Source organism: Serratia sp. YWN4, from assembly GCF_055790845.1.
In genome coordinates this window covers 171,769-191,276 of the sequence record NZ_CM147696.1, presented here as the reverse complement: position 1 = coordinate 191,276, position 19,508 = coordinate 171,769, and the positions used below count along the sequence as shown (strand labels likewise).

Annotated in this window: 18 protein-coding genes and 2 tRNA genes; 5 read left to right on the top strand and 15 right to left on the bottom strand. The window is 55.4% G+C overall.

All coding sequences use genetic code 11. From position 1 onward, the window contains the following. Positions 1 to 111 precede the first annotated feature (111 nt). On the top strand, positions 112 to 315 hold the full coding sequence (locus tag ACX9GT_RS00885; protein WP_337263595.1) for a 4-oxalocrotonate tautomerase family protein: 204 nt from the start codon (positions 112 to 114) through the stop codon (positions 313 to 315). A gap of 160 nt (positions 316 to 475) precedes the next feature. Next, positions 476 to 1,408 carry a 2-dehydro-3-deoxygluconokinase gene (kdgK, locus tag ACX9GT_RS00880; protein ID WP_473189409.1) on the top strand — a complete coding sequence of 311 codons (933 nt, stop codon included), beginning with the start codon at positions 476 to 478 and terminating at the stop codon, positions 1,406 to 1,408. A 90-nt stretch (positions 1,409 to 1,498) separates the two neighbouring features. Here kdgK and ilvC read toward each other — a convergent pair whose 3' ends face one another. Next, positions 1,499 to 2,974 carry a ketol-acid reductoisomerase gene (gene ilvC / locus ACX9GT_RS00875; RefSeq protein WP_473189408.1) on the bottom strand — a complete coding sequence of 492 codons (1,476 nt, stop codon included), beginning with the start codon at positions 2,972 to 2,974 and terminating at the stop codon, positions 1,499 to 1,501. A 153-nt stretch (positions 2,975 to 3,127) separates the two neighbouring features. Between ilvC and ilvY the strand changes: the two genes are divergently transcribed. Then, positions 3,128 to 4,012: an HTH-type transcriptional activator IlvY gene (ilvY, locus tag ACX9GT_RS00870; protein ID WP_473189407.1), complete on the top strand. Its 885-nt coding sequence runs from the start codon at positions 3,128 to 3,130 to the stop codon at positions 4,010 to 4,012. Here ilvY and ACX9GT_RS00865 read toward each other — a convergent pair. The 7 genes from ACX9GT_RS00865 to ilvL all read right to left on the bottom strand — a co-directional run bounded on the left by ACX9GT_RS00865 (position 4,007) and on the right by ilvL (position 11,291). Further along, positions 4,007 to 4,708 (bottom strand): DUF2461 domain-containing protein, encoded by a 702-nt coding sequence (locus ACX9GT_RS00865; protein ID WP_473189406.1) that lies wholly within the window; start codon positions 4,706 to 4,708, stop codon positions 4,007 to 4,009. The two genes, ilvY and ACX9GT_RS00865, sit on opposite strands and share 6 nt — an antisense overlap. Positions 4,709 to 4,729: 21 nt before the next feature. After that, positions 4,730 to 6,274 (bottom strand): threonine ammonia-lyase, biosynthetic, encoded by a 1,545-nt coding sequence (gene ilvA / locus ACX9GT_RS00860; protein ID WP_473189405.1) that lies wholly within the window; start codon positions 6,272 to 6,274, stop codon positions 4,730 to 4,732. 5 nt (positions 6,275 to 6,279) lie between these two features. Beyond that, positions 6,280 to 8,130 (bottom strand): dihydroxy-acid dehydratase, encoded by a 1,851-nt coding sequence (gene ilvD, locus ACX9GT_RS00855; protein WP_473189404.1) that lies wholly within the window; start codon positions 8,128 to 8,130, stop codon positions 6,280 to 6,282. 70 nt (positions 8,131 to 8,200) lie between these two features. Then, positions 8,201 to 9,127 carry a branched-chain amino acid transaminase gene (locus ACX9GT_RS00850; RefSeq protein WP_473189403.1) on the bottom strand — a complete coding sequence of 309 codons (927 nt, stop codon included), beginning with the start codon at positions 9,125 to 9,127 and terminating at the stop codon, positions 8,201 to 8,203. Positions 9,128 to 9,149: 22 nt separating this feature from the next. Then, positions 9,150 to 9,407: an acetolactate synthase 2 small subunit gene (ilvM, locus tag ACX9GT_RS00845; protein ID WP_473189402.1), complete on the bottom strand. Its 258-nt coding sequence runs from the start codon at positions 9,405 to 9,407 to the stop codon at positions 9,150 to 9,152. Continuing rightward, positions 9,404 to 11,050, bottom strand: coding sequence for an acetolactate synthase 2 catalytic subunit (ilvG, locus tag ACX9GT_RS00840; RefSeq protein WP_473189401.1), 1,647 nt, complete (start codon positions 11,048 to 11,050; stop codon positions 9,404 to 9,406). Before ilvG ends, ilvM begins: the two co-directional genes overlap by 4 nt. 142 nt (positions 11,051 to 11,192) lie before the next feature. Continuing rightward, positions 11,193 to 11,291: an ilv operon leader peptide gene (gene ilvL, locus ACX9GT_RS00835; protein WP_473189400.1), complete on the bottom strand. Its 99-nt coding sequence runs from the start codon at positions 11,289 to 11,291 to the stop codon at positions 11,193 to 11,195. A gap of 356 nt (positions 11,292 to 11,647) precedes the next feature. On the opposite strand from ilvL, the gene ACX9GT_RS00830 reads away from it, so the two are divergent. Next, entirely contained in the window at positions 11,648 to 13,171 is a 1,524-nt protein-coding gene (locus ACX9GT_RS00830; protein WP_473189399.1) for a YifB family Mg chelatase-like AAA ATPase, read from the top strand. A 29-nt stretch (positions 13,172 to 13,200) separates the two neighbouring features. Here the strand turns inward: ACX9GT_RS00830 and ACX9GT_RS00825 are convergent, their stop codons facing one another. Then, positions 13,201 to 13,539 carry a MaoP family protein gene (locus ACX9GT_RS00825; RefSeq protein WP_459400511.1) on the bottom strand — a complete coding sequence of 113 codons (339 nt, stop codon included), beginning with the start codon at positions 13,537 to 13,539 and terminating at the stop codon, positions 13,201 to 13,203. Positions 13,540 to 13,658: 119 nt separating this feature from the next. On the opposite strand from ACX9GT_RS00825, the gene hdfR reads away from it, so the two are divergent. Beyond that, a complete protein-coding gene (gene hdfR, locus ACX9GT_RS00820) occupies positions 13,659 to 14,486 on the top strand; it encodes an HTH-type transcriptional regulator HdfR (RefSeq protein WP_473189398.1) in 828 nt (275 codons plus the stop codon). A 4-nt stretch (positions 14,487 to 14,490) separates the two neighbouring features. On the opposite strand, the gene yjfF is transcribed toward hdfR, so the two are convergent. From yjfF to ACX9GT_RS00790, 6 genes are all read right to left on the bottom strand, one after another. After that, positions 14,491 to 15,483, bottom strand: coding sequence for a galactofuranose ABC transporter, permease protein YjfF (gene yjfF, locus ACX9GT_RS00815; RefSeq protein WP_473189397.1), 993 nt, complete (start codon positions 15,481 to 15,483; stop codon positions 14,491 to 14,493). Further along, on the bottom strand, positions 15,480 to 16,502 hold the full coding sequence (gene ytfT, locus ACX9GT_RS00810; RefSeq protein WP_473189396.1) for a galactofuranose ABC transporter, ATP-binding protein YtfT: 1,023 nt from the start codon (positions 16,500 to 16,502) through the stop codon (positions 15,480 to 15,482). Before ytfT ends, yjfF begins: the two co-directional genes overlap by 4 nt. Further along, positions 16,499 to 18,013: a galactofuranose ABC transporter, ATP-binding protein YtfR gene (gene ytfR, locus ACX9GT_RS00805; RefSeq protein ID WP_473191475.1), complete on the bottom strand. Its 1,515-nt coding sequence runs from the start codon at positions 18,011 to 18,013 to the stop codon at positions 16,499 to 16,501. Before ytfR ends, ytfT begins: the two co-directional genes overlap by 4 nt. A gap of 22 nt (positions 18,014 to 18,035) precedes the next feature. Further along, entirely contained in the window at positions 18,036 to 18,992 is a 957-nt protein-coding gene (ytfQ, locus tag ACX9GT_RS00800; RefSeq protein ID WP_473189395.1) for a galactofuranose ABC transporter, galactofuranose-binding protein YtfQ, read from the bottom strand. A 304-nt stretch (positions 18,993 to 19,296) separates the two neighbouring features. Further along, positions 19,297 to 19,372: transfer RNA gene (locus ACX9GT_RS00795), tRNA-Trp, on the bottom strand. A 53-nt stretch (positions 19,373 to 19,425) separates the two neighbouring features. Then, a tRNA-Asp gene (locus ACX9GT_RS00790) sits at positions 19,426 to 19,502 on the bottom strand. Positions 19,503 to 19,508 lie beyond the last annotated feature (6 nt).

Genomic DNA, 19,508 nt, shown 5'->3' with positions numbered 1-19,508 from the left:
TGCCCGGCCTCTGACTACAGAGGCCATTTTTATTTTCCTTTTCGTCAGCATATCGCTGCCAGAGTTGGCTATTATCGGTGTCTACCCTGACCAATAAAAAGAGGAATAACGATGCCCTACGTCAATATCAAGATTACCCGTGAAGGCGCGACTGCGGAGCAGAAAAAACAGCTGATCGCCGGTGTTACCCAGTTGCTGGTCGATACGCTGGGTAAAAACCCGGCGACTACCGTGGTGGTGATCGAAGAGGTGGATACCGATAACTGGGGTATCGGCGGCAAGAGCGTGACTGACCTGCGCGCAGCCGCCAAATAGCCCGTCTTTCACTCATCGACGACGGGAAACGCGGTGTTTCCCGATCGCGATCATAAAATAATTAAAACGCCGTTTTATTTCTATTGACTGCCCCCGCCCTTGCGTTGAGACTAAACGTATCTCACATCAGTCAGACTCAACTCTTCAGTCAGGGATTATCATGAACAGCAAAAATCTCGCCGTGATCGGCGAATGCATGATCGAACTGTCGCAGAAAGGCGCAGATCTCAGCCGCGGATTTGGTGGCGACACTCTTAACACTGCCGTCTATATCGCCCGTCAGGTTCCGCAGCAGGCGCTGAACGTGCATTACGTTACCGCGCTCGGCACCGACAGCTTCAGCCGGGAGATGTTGCACGCCTGGCAGCAGGAACAGGTGAAAACCGATCTGATTCAGCAACTGGAAAACAAGCTGCCAGGGCTGTATGTGATCGAAACCGACAACACCGGTGAGCGCACCTTCTACTACTGGCGTAACGACGCCGCAGCCCGTTACTGGCTGGATGGCCCGCAGGCGGAAGACCTGTGCGCGCAACTGGCGCAGTTTGACTATATCTATCTCAGCGGCATCAGTGTGGCGATCCTCAATCCTGCCAGCCGGGCAAAACTGCTGAACCTGCTGCGCCAGTGCCGGGCCAACGGCGGCAAAGTGATCTTTGACAACAACTATCGGCCGCGCCTGTGGCAAAGCAAAGACGAAACCCAGCAGGCCTACCGCGATATCCTGTCCTGCACCGACATTGCCTTCCTGACGCTGGACGATGAAGATTTGCTGTGGGGCCAACTGCCGGTTGAGCAGGTGGTGAGCCGCACGCGCGATTTCGGCGTGAGTGAGATCGTCATTAAGCGGGGCGCGGATTCCTGCCTGGTATTCTGCGCAGATGGGGCAACGCACGATGTGCCTGCGGTGAAACTGCCGAAAGAGAAAGTGATTGATACCACCGCGGCCGGTGACTCATTCAGCGCCGGTTATCTGGCGATTCGCCTGACCGGCGGTGATGCCGTCAGCGCCGCACAGCGTGGCCACCTGACCGCCAGCACGGTGATTCAGTACCGTGGTGCCATCATCCCGCGTGAAGCCATGCCGCAGTAATTTTTCTGCCCGCTAGAACGCCAAAAGGCCAGCGATGATGCTGGCCTTTTTGTTGGGCTCAGCATGCTCTGAGCCCGGCAGTATTGGCGTTTAGCCTGCAACCGCGATGCGTTTCATATCGGTCATATAGCCACGCAGTTTGCGGCCAACAGATTCGATTGGGTGGTTGCGAACGGCTTCGTTCACGTCACGCAGTTGCGCGTTGTCAACGGAAGTGCCTGCAACAGATTTACCCAGATCGCCCGCTTGCAGGGTCTTCATGAAATCTTTCAGCAACGGTACTGCCGCGTTAGCGAACAGGTAGTTACCGTATTCCGCAGTATCCGAGATCACCACGTTCATTTCATACAGACGCTTACGCGCGATGGTGTTGGCGATCAGCGGCAGCTCGTGCAGTGATTCGTAGTAAGCAGACTCTTCGATGATGCCGGAATCCACCATAGTTTCGAACGCCAGCTCAACGCCCGCTTTCACCATAGCCACCATCAGCACGCCGTTATCAAAGTATTCCTGCTCGCTGATTTTGCCCGCAAACTGTGGTGCGTTTTCGAAGGCCGTTTTACCGGTCTCTTCACGCCAGGTCAGCAGTTTCACGTCGTCTTCTGCCCAGTCGGCCATCATACCGCTGGAGAAGGCGCCAGAGATGATGTCGTCCATGTGTTTCTGGAACAGCGGAGCCATGATGCCTTTCAGTTGCTCAGACAGCGCGTAAGCACGCAGTTTCGCTGGGTTAGACAGGCGATCCATCATCAGGGTGATACCGCCCTGCTTCAGCGCTTCGGTGATGGTTTCCCAGCCGAACTGAATCAGTTTTTCTGCATAAGCCGCGTCGGTGCCTTCAGCCACCAGCTTGTCGAAGCACAGCAGAGAACCCGCCTGCAACATACCGCACAGAATGGTCTGCTCGCCCATCAGGTCAGATTTCACTTCTGCCACGAAGGAAGATTCCAGCACGCCCGCACGGTGGCCGCCGGTGGCCGCTGCCCATGCCTTGGCAATCGCCATACCTTCGCCTTTTGGATCGTTTTCCGGGTGAACGGCGATCAGCGTTGGTACACCGAAACCACGCTTATATTCTTCACGCACTTCGGTACCTGGGCACTTAGGCGCTACCATCACCACGGTGATGTCTTTACGCACTTGCTCACCCACTTCAACAATGTTGAAGCCGTGGGAGTAACCCAGCGCTGCACCGTCTTTCATCAGCGGCTGTACTGCGCGAACTACAGAGGTGTGCTGCTTGTCTGGAGTTAAGTTAACTACCAGATCCGCCTGTGGGATCAGATCTTCGTAAGTGCCTACCTTGAAGCCGTTTTCAGTCGCTTTGCGCCATGAAGCACGTTTCTCTGCGATAGCTTCTTTACGCAGCGCATAGGCCACATCCAGGCCGGAATCACGCATGTTCAGACCCTGGTTCAGCCCCTGCGCGCCACAGCCGACAATCACCACTTTTTTGCCTTTCAGGTAGCCCGCTTCATCAGCAAATTCGTCACGCGCCATGAAACGGCACTTACCCAATTGCGCCAACTGCTGACGCAGGTTCAATGTGTTGAAATAATTAGCCATGGTTTACTCCGGTAAGATGTAAGGTTCATTCCCCGCTCTGTTTATGCGGGATAGGTTGCGTTCAATGTATAACAGGAATTGCGTTGCTTAAATTGATATATTACGAATGTGATATTGCAGTTTATGCAACACTCTCGCTGCGAGCGTACTGATATGGATTTGCGTGATCTAAAACTGTTCCTGCATCTTGCTGAAAGCCATCACTTTGGTCGTACTGCCAAGGCGATGCACGTCAGCCCGTCCACGCTTTCCCGCCAGATCCAACGGCTGGAGGAAATTCTTGGGCAACCGCTGTTTCTGCGTGATAACCGCACCGTGCAACTGACCGATGCCGGTGAACAACTGAAAGTATTTGCCCAGCAAACGCTGCTGCAATATCAGCAGCTAAAGCATGCGCTCGGCCAGCACGGCCCTTCGCTAAGCGGCGAACTGCGGCTGTTCTGTTCGGTTACCGCCGCCTACAGCCACTTACCGCCGATCCTGGATCGCTTCCGCGCCCAGCATCCGCTGGTGGAAATCAAATTAACCACCGGCGATGCTGCCGATGCGGTGGACAAAGTGCAGTCCAACGAAGCCGATCTCGGTATTGCCGGGCGGCCGGAAACCCTGCCCACCAGCGTGGCGTTCACCCAAATCGGCGAAATTCCGCTGGTGCTGATTGCCCCGGCCCTGCCCTGCGCGGTTCGCACTCAGGCTTTTGCCGAACAACCGGATTGGGCCAATATGCCGTTTATCCTGCCGGAGCATGGCCCTTCGCGTAAACGTATCGAACTGTGGTTCCGCCGCCAGCGTATTACCAACCCGCTGATTTATGCCACCGTCGGCGGCCATGAAGCGATTGTTTCGATGGTCGCCCTCGGCTGCGGCATCGCGCTGATCCCCAGCGTGGTGGTGGACAACAGCCCGGAACCGGTACGCAACCGCATTTCAACGCTGGATCATATTTCCATGGTTGAACCGTTCGAACTGGGCGTTTGCGTGCAGAAAAAACGCCTCAACGAACCGCTGATCGAGGCGTTTTGGCAATTGCTATCATAAGTCTGCTGGATCGACCTGCTTCATCGCTTCCACCTGCATCAGCCAGTGGTAAAGCGGTTCAAGCTGGTGAAAAGCCTGCGTCAGCAGGGAAATCAGATCGGCGCTGAATAACTTTTCCACCTGGCTGTCGGTGACCATCACCGCAAAAGACTTGCGGTTGTACCAGGTGGCGATCTCGGGAGCCTGCTCTTTCACCAGCGGTCGTTTGTAGCTTTCGCCCACCAGTTCAAACGGCGCACGGCAGCACGCGGCCACCTCTAAAAACGGCTGCGGCCGCTGCCGCAGGGTGTGGCGGAACAGATCCATCGTCGGTTTATTGGCGCTGTAATACCCCAGCCCATAACGCAGCATGTCTGGCCCCAGTTCAAAGAAATACACCGGCGCATCTTTCCAGTCTTTGCTTGGCCGTTTGAAGGTCAGCCACATGCGGCTGCGATAACGCGATTTATCATGGGAGAAACGCGTGTCGCGATGAATACGCGACAGCGTTTTACCGATCACTGGCCGGGTTTCGAAGTACGGATCGATAGCCAGCATCGCCGGGCTGAGTGCCTCCACCAACGCGCGGAACGGCGTTAACAGCTCACGATCATACACATCGCGATTCGCTTCAAACCATTCTTTGTCGTTCTCAATCCGCACCTGCTGAAGAAAATTCAGCCCTTGCTGACTGAAACCGGTGAACTCATTAGCCATGCGCTGTCCTTGTCGCTGATTTCAGCCTTGCAGGAAGAAACGGAATGACGGGTTGTTGGTTTCATCGTGGCAATCATAACCCAGTGCCGTCAGATGCTGATCAAACTCCGGCTCGCTCTGCGACAGCTCAAAGCCCGCCAGCACGCGGCCAAAATCGGTGCCGTGGCTGCGGTAATGGAACAGGGAAATATTCCAGTGGGTCCCCAGCGTTTGCAAAAACTTGAGTAACGCACCGGGCGATTCTGGGAATTCGAAGCTGTACAGGCGTTCGCGCAAAGGTTTTGATGGTCGCCCACCGACCATATAACGCACATGCAGTTTCGCCATTTCATCATCAGACAGATCCACTACCTGATAACCACCGCTGTTCAGTTCGTTAATGATCTCTAACCGTTCAGCGCGGCCACGCGTTAAGCGCACACCGACGAAGATGCACGCATGATCGGCATCGGCGTAACGGTAGTTGAACTCGGTCACCGCACGGCCGCCCAGCAGTTGGCAGAACTTCAGGAAGCTGCCTTTCTGTTCCGGAATGGTCACCGCCAACAGCGCTTCACGCTGTTCACCCAGTTCGCAGCGCTCGGAAACATAGCGCAAACCATGGAAGTTCACGTTGGCACCGGAAAGGATGTGCGCCAAGCGCTCGCCCTGAATATTGTGCTGCTGCACGTATTTTTTCAGCCCAGCCAGCGCCAACGCGCCAGAAGGTTCGGCAATCGCCCGCACGTCTTCGAACAGATCTTTCACCGCCGCGCAGATCGCATCGCTGTCGACGGTGATCACATCGTCAAGATACTCGCTGCACAGGCGGAAGGTTTCGTCACCAATGCGTTTCACCGCCACGCCTTCGGCAAACAGCCCGACACGCGCCAGATCCACCGGATGACCCGCATCCAGCGCCGCACGCAGGCAGGCTGAATCCTCGGCTTCCACGCCAATCACTTTAATTTGCGGCATCAGTTGTTTGATCAGCACCGCCACGCCCGCCGCCAGCCCACCGCCGCCGACCGGAACAAAAACCCGATCCAGATGCGCGTCCTGCTGCAACAGTTCCATGGCCAACGTGCCCTGCCCGGCGATCACCATCGGGTGATCGAACGGCGGCACAAAGGTCATCCCCTGCTGCTGTGAAAGTGCGATTGCCTTGGCTTTAGCTTCATCGAAGTTGGCGCCGTGCAGCAGCACTTCGCCACCAAAGCTGCGCACCGCATCCACTTTGATGTCCGCGGTGGACACCGGCATCACGATCAGGGTTTTGATCCCCAACCGGTTACCGGAAAACGCCACGCCCTGCGCGTGATTGCCCGCCGAAGCGGTGATCACGCCGTGGGCTCTCTGCTCTTCATTCAGGCTGGCAATCATCGCGTAAGCCCCGCGCAGCTTGAAGCTGTGCACCGGCTGACGATCTTCGCGCTTCACCAGAATGGTATTGCCGAGGCGCGCAGAAATTTTGTCCATCGCCTGCAACGGGGTGACCTGAGCCACCTCGTAAACCGGCGAGCGGAGCACCGCTCGCAGATACTCCGCGCCACAGGGGGCACCGGATAAGGGAAGGGATTCCGCCATTTTTATCAGCCTCCCAGCTTGCTTTTATCACGTACCGCGCCTTTATCGGCGCTGGTAGCCAGCGTTGCGTAAGCGCGCAGCGCATAAGAAACCTGACGCACACGGGCTTTCGGCGTCCAGGCTGCGTCGCCGCGCGCCAGTTCCGCTTCACGACGGGCAGCCAGTTCGCTGTCCGACACATCCAAGGCAATACCACGCTGCGGAATATCGATAGCGATCATATCGCCGTCCTGCACCAGGCCAATCAGGCCGCCGCTGGCCGCTTCCGGTGAAGCATGACCAATCGACAGGCCAGACGTACCGCCGGAGAAACGACCATCGGTGATCAGCGCGCAGGCTTTGCCCAGGCCCATGGATTTCAGATACGTGGTCGGATAGAGCATTTCCTGCATGCCCGGCCCGCCTTTCGGCCCTTCGTAGCGGATCACCACGACGTCACCAGCCACCACTTTGCCACCGAGGATCGCATCTACCGCATCTTCCTGGCTCTCGAACACTTTGGCCGGGCCACGGAAGATCAGGCTGTCTTTATCCACGCCTGCGGTTTTAACGATACAGCCGTCTTCTGCCAGGTTGCCGTACAGCACCGCCAAACCACCGTCCTGGCTGTAAGCATGCTCACGCGTGCGGATACAGCCTTCCTGACGGTCGGTATCCAGCGAATCCCAGCGGCAATCCTGTGAGAATGCCTGCGTGGTGCGGATACCTGCTGGGCCTGCGGAATACATTTTTTTCACCGCTTCGTCTTTGGTCAGCATGACGTCGTAGGCTTCCAGCGTCTGCGGCAGGTTCAGCCCCAACACATTATCTACATCGCGGTTCAGCAGCCCGGCGCGATCCAACTCACCGAGGATGCCGATCACGCCACCCGCACGGTGTACGTCTTCCATATGGTATTTCTGCGTGCTCGGTGCCACTTTGCACAGGTGCGGCACTTTGCGCGACAGGCGATCGATATCCGCCATGGTGAAGTCGACTTCGCCTTCCTGTGCCGATGCCAGCAGGTGCAATACGGTGTTGGTGGAACCGCCCATGGCGATATCCAGCGTCATGGCGTTTTCGAACGCCGCCTTGTTGGCAATATTACGCGGCAGTGCGCTTTCGTCGTCTTGCTCGTAGTAACGCTTGGTCAGTTCAACAATGCGCTTACCAGCATTGAGGAACAGCTCTTTACGGTCGGCGTGGGTCGCCAGCAGCGAACCGTTCCCCGGCTGCGACAGGCCAAGCGCTTCGGTCAGGCAGTTCATTGAGTTGGCGGTGAACATGCCAGAACAGGAACCACAGGTCGGGCAGGCGGAGCGTTCAATCTGCTCGCTGTCGGCATCGCTGACGTTCGGGTTCGCACCCTGGATCATCGCATCAATCAGATCCAGCTTGATGATTTTGTCCGACAGCTTGGTTTTACCGGCTTCCATCGGGCCGCCAGAAACGAAGATCACCGGAATGTTGAGGCGCATTGCCGCCATCATCATCCCTGGGGTGATTTTGTCGCAGTTGGAGATACACACCATCGCATCGGCGCAGTGGGCATTCACCATGTATTCCACCGAGTCGGCGATCAGCTCGCGCGACGGCAGGGAATAGAGCATGCCGCCGTGACCCATGGCGATCCCATCATCCACGGCAATGGTGTTGAACTCTTTCGCCACACCGCCGGAGGCTTCGATCTGTTCGGCAACCAGTTTGCCCAAGTCGCGCAGATGCACATGGCCCGGGACGAACTGGGTAAAGGAGTTGACCACCGCAATAATCGGTTTGCCGAAATCGGCGTCGGTCATCCCGGTCGCGCGCCATAATGCGCGGGCACCCGCCATGTTGCGGCCGTGGGTGGTGGTAGCGGAACGGTACTTAGGCATGCTTTTTTTCACTCCAAATATATTCATTTTACCGGCGGCGAACGGGCCGCCCGTTTACTGATGTCGGTCGTTATTGATTCACCGGATCCAGCCAACCGTATTTATCTGCGGTTTTGCCGGTGAACAGGCCAAAGAACGCCTGCTGGATCTGTTTGGTGATGGGGCCACATTTGCCAATGCCGACCTGGATGCCGTCAACGCTGCGCACCGGGGTGATTTCCGCCGCCGTGCCAGACATAAACACTTCGTCCGCCAGATACAGTGACTCACGAGAAAGCACCTGCTCGCGCACTTCGAAGCCCATGTCTTTCGCCAGCTTGATGATGGCGTCACGAGTGATGCCCGGCAGCGCAGAAGAGGTGAACGGCGGAGTAAACAGCACGCCATCTTTCACTTCGAACAGGTTCTCACCGGCACCTTCAGAGATATAGCCGTGAACGTCCAGCGCGATGCCTTCCTGATAGCCGTGGCGGCGTGCTTCGCTACCCACCAGCAGGGAAGAAAGGTAGTTACCCCCCGCTTTGGCAGCGGTTGGAATGGTGTTAGGTGCCACACGGTGCCAGGAAGAAACCATCGCATCGATACCTTGGTCCAGCGCCTCTTCACCGAGATACGCGCCCCAAGGAAACGCGGCGATAATCACGTCAGTTTTATAGCCGGGTGGTGGGTTAACGCCCATCCCCACATCGCCGATAAACACCAGCGGACGAATATACGCGCTCACTAGCTTGTTTTTACGCAGCGTGGCACGGCAGGCTTCCATCAGTTCGTCGATGCTTTGCTCCACCGGCATACGGTAGATTTTGGCCGAATCATGCAGGCGCTGCATGTGTTCACGGTGGCGGAAAACTACCGGGCCCAGGTGGGAATCATAGCAACGTACGCCTTCAAATACCGAGGTGCCGTAATGCAGCGCATGCGACATCACGTGTACCTTGGCGTCAGCCCAGGGAACCATCTCACCATTGAACCAAATATAATCGGCTTTCTTTGTCATTGTTCCATTCCTTGTGGCGCAATCAGGCGCGTATTTGTTGTGATAGTTGTTGCTGAACCTCAACGCTGGACACATCCATCAGCTTACTTAACTGTGATGACAGTAAATCCACAGAGCGCTGGCTGGCAACGGTCAATTCAATACTAATATTGTCAGGATTGATACCCGCAGCCATATTCATGGCGCAAACCTGAAAGCCACGGTGGCGTACCACGCGCAATACGCGCTCCAACATTTCGGGGCGGAAGCGGGCCTGGATCGAGAGTTGATGCTGCATCATGATACTTTCTCCAACATAGTTTCGTTACCTGCGCCCGGCGGCACCAGCGGCCAGACGTTCTCGAGCTCATCAATGGAAACCTGTAGCAGATAAGGCCCTTCGCTGTTGAGCAAGGCATCGAGCGCGTCTGCGACCTGGTCTTTACGGGTAATACGCTGGCCGGGGATGCCGAAGGCGCTGGCCAACATCAGGAAATCGGGGTTATCGGAGAGGTTGGTTTCGCTGTAACGCCCATCAAAAAACAGTTGCTGCCACTGACGAACCATCCCTAAACGCTGGTTATCCACTAAAACGATTTTCAGCGGCAACTGCTTGCGTTTGATGGTGCCCAGTTCCTGCACGTTCATCATGAAAGAACCGTCGCCGGAGACGCAGATCACCATGTTCTCAGGGTGCGCCATCTGGGCACCCACCGCCGCAGGCACGCCAAAACCCATCGTTCCCAGGCCGCTGGAGGTGATGAAGTTCTCCGGGCGATCGAAGGTCATATGTTGCGCAGCCCACATCTGGTGCTGGCCCACGTCAGTGGTCACAATGGTATTGGCCGGTTTGCGCTCAGAGAGTTGCTTCAGTAACAGTGGTGCATAGATTGGCTGGCCGGGATGATCGTAGCGCCAGGCATGGATCTCTTTCAGCTCGGCCACCCGTTGCTGCCAAGCGCTGATGTTTACCGGCTGTTGCAGAGCTGGCAGCAAGGTTTTCAAATCACCGTGCAGGGCAACATGCACCTGACGCAGTTTGCTCATTTCCGCCGGATCGATATCCATGTGGATCACTTTGGCATACGGCGCAAAAGCGTTCAGCTTGCCGGTCACTCGGTCGTCAAAGCGGGCACCCACGGCGATCAGCAGGTCACACTCCTGTACCGCAAAGTTGGCCGCTTTGGTGCCGTGCATGCCCAGCATGCCGAGATAGTATGGATGGTCGGCATCGGGTGCGCCCAGCCCTTTTAGGGTAGCAACGGCAGGCATCTGGGTCACCGCGATAAACTCACGCAGTGCCGGTACCGCCTGCGCCATACCGACACCACCACCGATGTACAGCATTGGCCGCTGCGCCTGCGCCAGCAGCCGCGTGGCCTGCGCCAGTTCTGCAACCGGGTGTTCCAGTTCGGCTTCTACCGGCATCAGGTGAGGCGGTAAATCGCCCTGTGCCAACTGGATGTCTTTCGGGATATCGATCAGGACTGGCCCTGGGCGGCCGCTGGTGGCAATAGCAAAGGCTTCTGCCATGATGCCCGGCAGCGCTTCCAGTGATTCCACCAGAAAACTGTGTTTGGTACAGGCCAAGGACAGGCCCAGAACATCGACCTCCTGAAAAGCATCGGTGCCGATCAGCGCAGAGCCGACCTGACCGGTAATGGCCACCACTGGCACCGAATCCAGCAGCGCATCCGCCAGGCCGGTAATCAGGTTGGTGGCACCAGGGCCGGAAGTGGCAATACATACGCCGACTTTACCGCTGGAACGGGCATAACCGATGGCGGCTATCGCGGCACCCTGTTCATGGCGACACAGTAGGTGTTCTACCCCGCCGTCATACAATGCATCGTAAACCGGCATAATTGCGCCGCCCGGATAGCCGAATACCGTATCCACTCCCTGCGCACGCAACGCTTGAACTACCCACTGAGCACCATTCATGGTTATTTCTCCGCCTTACTGCGGGAAAGGCAGGGTTTTATTCCGTTGTTCATTCTCTGCTCCTCGTTTTGCTTTTCTCTTGGCATAAAAAAACCCCCGGACCTGACGGTGCGGGGGTTCTCTTGCGATTCCGGCTTGTTTTTTAAGCCTTTATTCGTTCAAGTGCAGCCCCGCACGGTGGGATAATAATCACCACCACGCTAATCACGACTAGGCTAATCACTTGGGTAAAGGCGTTCATAATCGGTTTGTTCACTGTGCTCGCGTCGAACTAATGCCTACAGAGTTACCATAGCAGCAGGTGGTATGACAACATTTTTTTGCGTTATTATTCATCGCGATCTGGTCATACCTCGAACAAACTACCGGTAATTCAAACGTTAACACGCTAACCCGATGCCTTGGCACTCAGCGCGCTCGTCACCCGTAACGAATTGCGAAAGAGCATTGCGGCAAGATGCGTACAGCTTCGCACGTTGATGTTCACCAACTGAAGTAAACAAATTTTAATTGCACAGCGTTGCGCAAATCAGCCATTCCCAACGCGCATCTCTTCCGCAGCTCCCGCATCATGTGACCTTCAGCAAGGAGAGCACTATGTCACTGGCGGTCGTTTATACCCGCGCCACTATCGGTGTTCAGGCACCGTCGGTCACCGTGGAAGTTCATATCAGCAATGGCTTACCCGGCCTGGCATTAGTCGGCCTGCCGGAAGCCACGGTAAAAGAGGCGCGCGATCGGGTGCGTAGCGCGCTGATCAACAATGGCTTCACCTTTCCGGCCAAGCGGATCACCGTCAACCTGGCCCCCGCCGATCTACCCAAAGAAGGCGGTCGTTACGATTTACCGATTGCACTGGCGATCCTCGCAGCTTCAGAGCAGCTTCCTGTCGACCAACTGATGCGCTATGAATTTCTCGGCGAATTGGCGCTTTCGGGCGCGCTACGAGCCGTCAACGGGGCGATCCCGGCAGCAATAGCGGCAACAGAAGCAGGCCGGGGGCTGATTCTGGCGACAGCCAACGGCAAAGAAACCGGCCTGCTGCCAGATAACAACACGCGGGTAGCGGAACACTTGTTGGAAGTGTGCGCCTTCCTGCAAGGAAAAGGAGAGCTACCGAACGCTGTCGCTCCACCCGCTGTGGAGGCTCCGACAGAAACCGCCGATCTGCAAGAGATCATCGGCCAAGAGCAGGCCAGGCGTGCATTGGAAATTGCCGCTGCCGGTGGTCATAACCTGTTATTGCTCGGCCCGCCGGGTACGGGCAAAACCATGCTGGCCAGTCGGCTCAATGGGTTACTGCCCCCGTTGAGCGATCAGGAAGCTCTGGAGAGCGTTGCGATTGCCAGCTTGCTGCATCACCCTGATGAAACGCTGCCGTGGCGACAGCGGCCGTTCCGCGCCCCCCATCACAGCGCTTCTATGGCGGCCCTGGTCGGCGGAGGTTCTCTACCCCGACCAGGGGAAATTTCTATGGCGCATAATGGCGTTCTGTTTCTTGATGAGTTGCCGGAATTCGAGCGGCGGGTATTGGATGCCCTGCGAGAACCGCTGGAGTCGGGCGAGATCGTGATTTCACGCGCCGCAGCCAAAGTGCGCTTTCCAGCACGAGTGCAGCTCATCGCGGCCATGAACCCCAGCCCGACCGGCCACTACCAAGGAGTGCATAACCGCACGCCGCCACAGCAGATCCTGCGCTATCTTGGGCGGCTCTCCGGCCCGTTTCTCGATCGTTTTGATCTGTCGATTGAAGTCCCGCTGTTACCGCCGGGAATGCTGGGCAAACAACGTAGCGTCGGTGAAAGCAGCCAGCAGGTACGCCAGCGGGTGTTGCAAGCACGCGAACGGCAACTGACCAGGGCGGGCAAAGTGAATGCACTATTGAATAACCGCGAAGTGGATCGGGATTGCCACTTGCCAGCGGCAGAAGCGGATTTTCTGGAGGCGACATTGAGTAAGCTGGGGCTATCGGTGCGTGCCTGGCATCGCATCCTGAAAGTGGCGCGCACGTTGGCAGATTTAGCCGGGGAGAAGGATATCGATAAACGCCACCTGAGCGAAGCCCTCAGCTATCGCAGCATGGATCGGCTGTTACTGCAACTGCACCGCAGCCTGGAATAAAAGAATGGGGCCCAAAGGCCCCATGGTGATCAATCGTCGCTGTCGGTGTAATCTTCCACCGCATCAGCCTGCGGCTTGCCGCCTGACAGCGTATGGAATTTTTTCGGGCGGCGGGTGCGCGCCAGATACTTGGCCCATACTTTCTCTTGCTCGGTGGCAGCCTCACGCTCACCGCGGCACACTGCGACGAACTGTTGTTCTTCTTCAGTGGCTGGCTGACGTTTACCTGCATCCAACTCGTTGAACGCATACCCGAAACGCTCTAGCAATTGCGCTTCTTTAATGGTGAAATCGCCGTGACGGGAGAACCCGCGAGGATAGTGTTTATTATCAAAAAAACGATTGGTCGTGATGAAGCTATCCGCCATCTGACACGCTCCTAATTCTCTCATGGCCGTGCTGTTTATGGCGCGGAGTATTAGATAGGCTTGACATTGTGTAAAACAAAACATTTAAATCCTAACGACAAAAAAAATTGGAGAAAGGTGTGGATACCGAATTACTGAAAACCTTTTTGGAGGTCAGTAGAACGCGTCACTTTGGCCGGGCAGCGGAATCCCTGTACTTAACGCAGTCCGCGGTGAGTTTCCGTATCCGCCAGCTTGAAAATCAATTAGGTGCAAATTTATTCACCCGTCACCGTAATAATATCCGCCTGACGCCAGCTGGCGAGCGGCTGCTACCCTACGCTGAAAGCCTGATGAACACTTGGCAACTGGCAAAAAAGGAAGTCGTGCGATCGTTGCAGCACACCGAGCTTTCGATCGGCGCAACCGCGTCGTTGTGGGAGGCTTATCTGACCCCCTGGCTGCAATCGCTCTACCAACAGCGGGAAGCGTTGCAACTGGAGGCCAGAATCGCGTTACGCCATTCTCTGGTGAAACAGTTGCATGAGCGGCAACTCGATTTACTGATTACCACCGAGCCGCCAAAAATGGATGAGTTGGCGAGCCAACTGCTGGGTAACTTCTCGCTACGGCTATTTTCTTCCGCCTTGCGCGACAAGCTGGCACCAATGCCTTATATCAAGCTGGAATGGGGGGCTGACTTTCACCAACAGGAAAGCCGTATGCTGGACAGCGAAACCATGCCGGTACTGACCACCACCTCGGCACACTTGACGCGCCAACTGCTGGAAACCACCGGGGGTTGCGCTTTTCTGCCCAGTCAGTGGGAAAAAGAGTATCCACAGTTGGTTGTGGCGGCCGATACGCCAGCCATTATCCGCCCACTGTATGCCGTGTGGCTGCAAAACAGCGATCAGCAGCCGCTCATCCGCCAACTGCTGAAAATACCTTTAAATACCGCAGCCTAAAGCGCTATAACGGCTTCAGGCGTGGTTGACTAGGTTTCGCCCTTCTTGTCAGCAAAAACGCGCTCATCGCCTTCTGGAGGCCGATAAAACAGAACAGCAAGATGCCGATGACGATTTTGGTCCACCAAGAGCTTAAAGTACCGTCGAAAGTGATATAGCTCTGGATTAGCCCTTGAATTAACACACCAAACAGGGTTCCCAATATGGTGCCAACACCGCCAGTCAGCAGCGTGCCGCCGATGACTACCGCTGCAATGGCATCCAGTTCAACGCCGCTGGCCGCCAGCGCGTAGCCCGCCGAGGTATACAGCGAAAAGACAATGCCGGACAGCGCGGCCAACGTGCTGGAAAGCAGGTAAATCAATACCGTCGTGCGCTGCACCGGCACGCCCATCAATGCCGCAGAAACCGGGTTGCCGCCAATGGCATAAACGTTATGGCCAAAGCGCGTGCGGTGCGCCAGAATCATGCCGATTGCCACCACCAACAGCATCACCAACGCCAGCAAGGTAAGCCGCCCGCCACCCGGTAATTTCCAGGCATAGTTTGCCAGCGTGGCATACAGCGGGTGATTGATCGGTATCGACTCTTCCGAGACAATAAAACTCATGCCGCGCACGAAGAACATCCCCGCCAGAGTGATAATAAATGCCGGGAGCTTAAGCGCATCAATGATCCACCCCATCAAGGCACCAAATGAGGCTCCCATCAGCAGCGCAATCATAAAAGCATAACCGGGGGCAATACCGTAACTGCCTATCAGCTTCGCCAGTAGCACACCGGTAAAAGCGATCACTGAGCCTACAGATAGATCGATCCCGCCAGACAAGATCACAAAAGTCATTCCCACCGCGACAATACCGAGAAACGCGTTATCGGTCAGCAGGTCGCACCACACGCGCGTTGAGGCAAAACTAGGAAACTGGCTGAGACAAAAAGCGTAGCCAAGCAGGAAAACCGCGATCGTGATTAACAACGGCAAATTACGTTTCATCATGGTTTGCGTCTCCGCCATAGCCGATGTAATGAAACACTCGGGGATTGCACCATCAGCACCGCCAATACCACCATCGCCTTCAGCACCAGATTGAACTCAGGTTTATAGCCAGAAAGCAGAATGCCGGTATTCATTCCCTGAATAATCAAGGCTCCTACCACCGACAACAACAGGTTGAAACGCCCACCTAATAGCGATCCTCCGCCAATCACTACCGCCAGAATCGCATCTAACTCCAGCCACAGGCCAGCATTGTTGGCATCAGCGCCACGGATATCCGCCGTAACGATAATACCGGCCACCGCCGCGCACAGGCCGCAGATAACATACACCGCGATAACGACCCACTGCGTGCTGACACCCGCATTGCGCGCCGAGCGTAAATTGATACCTACCGCTTCGATAAACAGCCCCAGCGCCGTTTTGCGCGTTAACAACCAAATCAGCAACAGCATTACCGCAGCAATAATCACCGGCATCGGCAGATACATCAGCGTGCCACTGCCTAGTTGTGCCAGCCCTTCACGTTCGAAGGTGACAATCTGCCCCTCAGTAATCAGTTGGGCGATGCCACGCCCGGCCACCATCAGCATTAATGTGGCCACGATCGGTTGTATCTGTAACACTGCCACCAGAAAACCGTTCCACAGGCCGCACAGTGCCCCCACAATCAATGCCGCCCCCAGCACATAGGCCAGTGGATATCCTGCACTGGTCATCGTAGCAGCAGTCGCGCCCGCGATCGCCATGACTGCGCCAACGGACAAATCAATGCCACCGGTGGCAATCACCAACGTCATTCCTAGCGCCAATAATGCAACTGGGGCTCCGCGATTGAGAATATCGATAACGCTGCCAAATAGGCGACCATCCTGAATATGAATCGAGAAAAAATTCGGGGCGACCAGGCTGTCGATGATCAAAATGACCGCCAGCGCCCCCAACTGCGTTGCTCCAGCAGGCATAGCCCATCTGATCTTGCGCGGCTCACCGGTCATGGGAAAACTCCTGTGGCTCATCCTGCCCCCTGTTGCACTGCAATAGCCTGCATAATGGCGGGAACCGTAATGGCATCGTGATCGAGCTGCGCTACGTGCTTTCTGTCACGCAGCACAACAATGCGATCGGCGTATCCTGCCAGTTCTTCCAGTTCTGAGGAGATCACCAGCAGTGCCAGCCCTTCATCGCACAACCGTTCTATCAGGCGGATAATTTCCGCATGCGCCCCTACATCAATACCGCGCGTAGGTTCATCCAAAATAAGAAAACGAGGTTTGGTGGCCAACCAACGTGAAAGCAGCACCTTCTGCTGGTTACCGCCAGAAAGATACTGAATCTGCTGTTCCGGCCCTGGCGTACGGATACCCAGTAATTGAATAAAACTTTCGGCAATTCGGGTTTGCTCACGCAGGGGTAGCGGTTTGAGCCAACCACGCTGCGCTTGCAGGGCCAGAATGATGTTTTCTCTTACCGTTGCGGCACCGACAATCCCGTCGGTTTTACGATCCTCCGGGCAATAGCCAAATCCCAGGCTGGCAGCTTTACGTGGCGTGCGGATCGCTACCGTTTTACCTTCGACGGTTGCCTGGCCTTTGTCCGGTGCCTTGATACCAAATATCAACTGTGCGGTTTCGGTGCGGCCTGAGCCCAGTAAACCTGCCAGGCCGACAATTTCACCTGGGCGCAGCGCCAGATCGAACGGCTCAACCATGCCACGCCGGCCATAGCCGCTAAACGCCACCAACGGCGCAGCCTGTACCGCCTCATGCGCAGCGCGCTTCAGCAACGTTTCATCAAAACTGTGCCCCAGCATCATCTGCACCAGTTCAAGCCGGGGTAATTCAGCGGTAATGCGGGTTCCCACCAGTTTGCCGTTACGCAATACGGTAATACGATCGCTAATGCGATATACCTGCTCGAGGAAATGGGTGACAAAAATCATCCCCATTCCCTGCGATCGAAGCTGGCTCAGGATGTCCAGCAGCATGGTGACTTCTTTCGCATCCAGGCTGGCAGTGGGTTCATCCAGAATCAACACTTTAGCGGAAAGATCGACCGCCCTGGCAATGGCAACAATTTGCTGAATAGCGATCGAATAATTACCCAATGGCTGGCTGACATCCAACTCCAGGCCATAACCCTTGAGCAACTGCCGCGCATTACTCAGCATGGTTTTTTGATCAATCAGACCAAAACGGGTGGGTTCACGGCCAATAAACAGGTTAGCTGCGACCGAAATATTCGGCAGCAGGTTAACCTCCTGATAAACCGTGCCAATACCCAGCGCCTGCGCCTGAGCGGTACTTTGCGGCGCAATGGCTTTACCCTCCAAGCGAACCTCACCGGCGGAACGCGGGTAAACCCCGGTTAATGCTTTGATTAACGTCGACTTTCCTGCACCATTTTCACCCAGAAGCGCCACAACCTCGCCGCGCTGTAACGTAAAATCAACCTGATCCAGCGCTTTTACGCCCGGAAACTCAACGGATAAACCGTTTATTACTAGTAACGTTGTCTGAGGTGTGGCCATCATCTGTTCCGCCCGTTACCCATCAATAACCCATACTTTTCTTCATTTCGAATTCCTGCTTGGCGGTGTCAGGTTGCAGCAGTTTTGATTCGGTTTGGATGAATTTGGTTGGTTGGGTACCGTCTTTTTTCATCGCCAGGAGAGCATCAAACGCTGGGCCTGCCATGTTTGGCGTCAGTTCAACCGTAGCGTTGGCCTCGCCGTTCATCATGGCTTTGAAGATATCCGGTACACCGTCGATGGAAACAACCTTGATTTGTGAGCCTGGTTTAAGACCCGCTTCTTTAATAGCCTGAATAGCGCCAATCGCCATATCGTCATTATGGGCATAAACGGCGCAGATGTTTTTACCGTTCTGTTCAGCCTTAATAAAGCTTTCCATCACTTCTTTACCTTTGCTGCGGGTAAAATCACCGGATTGTGAACGAATTATTTTGACGTTATCGGCAGACACAATGCCATCAGCGAAACCTTTCTTGCGGTTGATCGCCACGCTGGATCCGACCGTACCCTGTAGTTCCACAACGTTACAAGGTTTGCCAGCCACTTCTTTTACTAGCCATTCCCCTGCTACCTTGCCCTCATGCACGCTATCTGAAGCAACAGCAGCGGTATACAGCGATGGATCGTTCACTTCGATCATGCGATCCAGCAAGAAGACCGGGATTTTGGCTTCCTTCGCTTCTTGCAGCACCGGGGTCCAGCCGGTAGCGACCACGGGTGCAATGAAAATGGCATCAACACCTTGTGCAATAAAAGATCTTACCGCTTTAATCTGGTTTTCCTGTTTCTGTTGCGCATCAGCGATCTTCAGCGTAATACCACGTTTCTCCGCTTCCTGTTTCGACACTTTGGTTTCTGCCGAACGCCACCCTGATTCAGAACCGATCTGAGAAAAGCCGACAACCAATGGTGCAGCCTGAGCCGCCCCCATCAACACACCGCTTACGGCGGCCGCTAACAGTAAACGCTTATACATGTTTTTCTCCTTGCTCTGCTCAGCATGCAACAAGCTCAGGCAGAGATGGCTGTTGGTATATTCGCTTTAGTGAGATGTGCCCAGAAAACTTTAGGGCTAATAAGATGTAGCTGAACTACAGATTGGAATGATGAGCGGTATCACACCCTAGTATTACAACCAATTTGTGCATGGATTCAGCTAAAAATGTCTAAAATGGGAACGGTTTCGGCAGGAGTATTAGGCAAGATGCTGCGGCAGTGAGATTGTGTGAGGAGAATTTAAAGCAAAAAAAACCCTTCACTTTCGCAAAGGGTTTCTAATATGGCAGGGGCGGAGAGACTCGAACTCGCGACACCCGGTTTTGGAGACCGGTGCTCTACCAACTGAGCTACGCCCCTAAATCGTGCTTAACATTATGCCTGCTAAAATTAGCAGGCATAATCTAAATAAGTGGCGGAACGGACGGGGCTCGAACCCGCGACCCCCTGCGTGACAGGCAGGTATTCTAACCAACTGAACTACCGCTCCACCGAT

Bases quoted from the DNA above. Each gene is read 5' to 3' on its own strand.
- ACX9GT_RS00885 (WP_337263595.1), top strand. From the start codon at position 112: ATGCCCTACGTCAATATCAAGATTACCCGTGAAGGCGCGACTGCGGAG.
- kdgK (WP_473189409.1), top strand. From the start codon at position 476: ATGAACAGCAAAAATCTCGCCGTGATCGGCGAATGCATGATCGAACTG.
- ilvC (WP_473189408.1), bottom strand. From the start codon at position 2,974: ATGGCTAATTATTTCAACACATTGAACCTGCGTCAGCAGTTGGCGCAA.
- ilvY (WP_473189407.1), top strand. From the start codon at position 3,128: ATGGATTTGCGTGATCTAAAACTGTTCCTGCATCTTGCTGAAAGCCAT.
- ACX9GT_RS00865 (WP_473189406.1), bottom strand. From the start codon at position 4,708: ATGGCTAATGAGTTCACCGGTTTCAGTCAGCAAGGGCTGAATTTTCTT.
- ilvA (WP_473189405.1), bottom strand. From the start codon at position 6,274: ATGGCGGAATCCCTTCCCTTATCCGGTGCCCCCTGTGGCGCGGAGTAT.
- ilvD (WP_473189404.1), bottom strand. From the start codon at position 8,130: ATGCCTAAGTACCGTTCCGCTACCACCACCCACGGCCGCAACATGGCG.
- ACX9GT_RS00850 (WP_473189403.1), bottom strand. From the start codon at position 9,127: ATGACAAAGAAAGCCGATTATATTTGGTTCAATGGTGAGATGGTTCCC.
- ilvM (WP_473189402.1), bottom strand. From the start codon at position 9,407: ATGATGCAGCATCAACTCTCGATCCAGGCCCGCTTCCGCCCCGAAATG.
- ilvG (WP_473189401.1), bottom strand. From the start codon at position 11,050: ATGAATGGTGCTCAGTGGGTAGTTCAAGCGTTGCGTGCGCAGGGAGTG.
- ilvL (WP_473189400.1), bottom strand. From the start codon at position 11,291: ATGAACGCCTTTACCCAAGTGATTAGCCTAGTCGTGATTAGCGTGGTG.
- ACX9GT_RS00830 (WP_473189399.1), top strand. From the start codon at position 11,648: ATGTCACTGGCGGTCGTTTATACCCGCGCCACTATCGGTGTTCAGGCA.
- ACX9GT_RS00825 (WP_459400511.1), bottom strand. From the start codon at position 13,539: ATGGCGGATAGCTTCATCACGACCAATCGTTTTTTTGATAATAAACAC.
- yjfF (WP_473189397.1), bottom strand. From the start codon at position 15,483: ATGATGAAACGTAATTTGCCGTTGTTAATCACGATCGCGGTTTTCCTG.
- ytfT (WP_473189396.1), bottom strand. From the start codon at position 16,502: ATGAGCCACAGGAGTTTTCCCATGACCGGTGAGCCGCGCAAGATCAGA.
- ytfR (WP_473191475.1), bottom strand. From the start codon at position 18,013: ATGGCCACACCTCAGACAACGTTACTAGTAATAAACGGTTTATCCGTT.
- ytfQ (WP_473189395.1), bottom strand. From the start codon at position 18,992: ATGTATAAGCGTTTACTGTTAGCGGCCGCCGTAAGCGGTGTGTTGATG.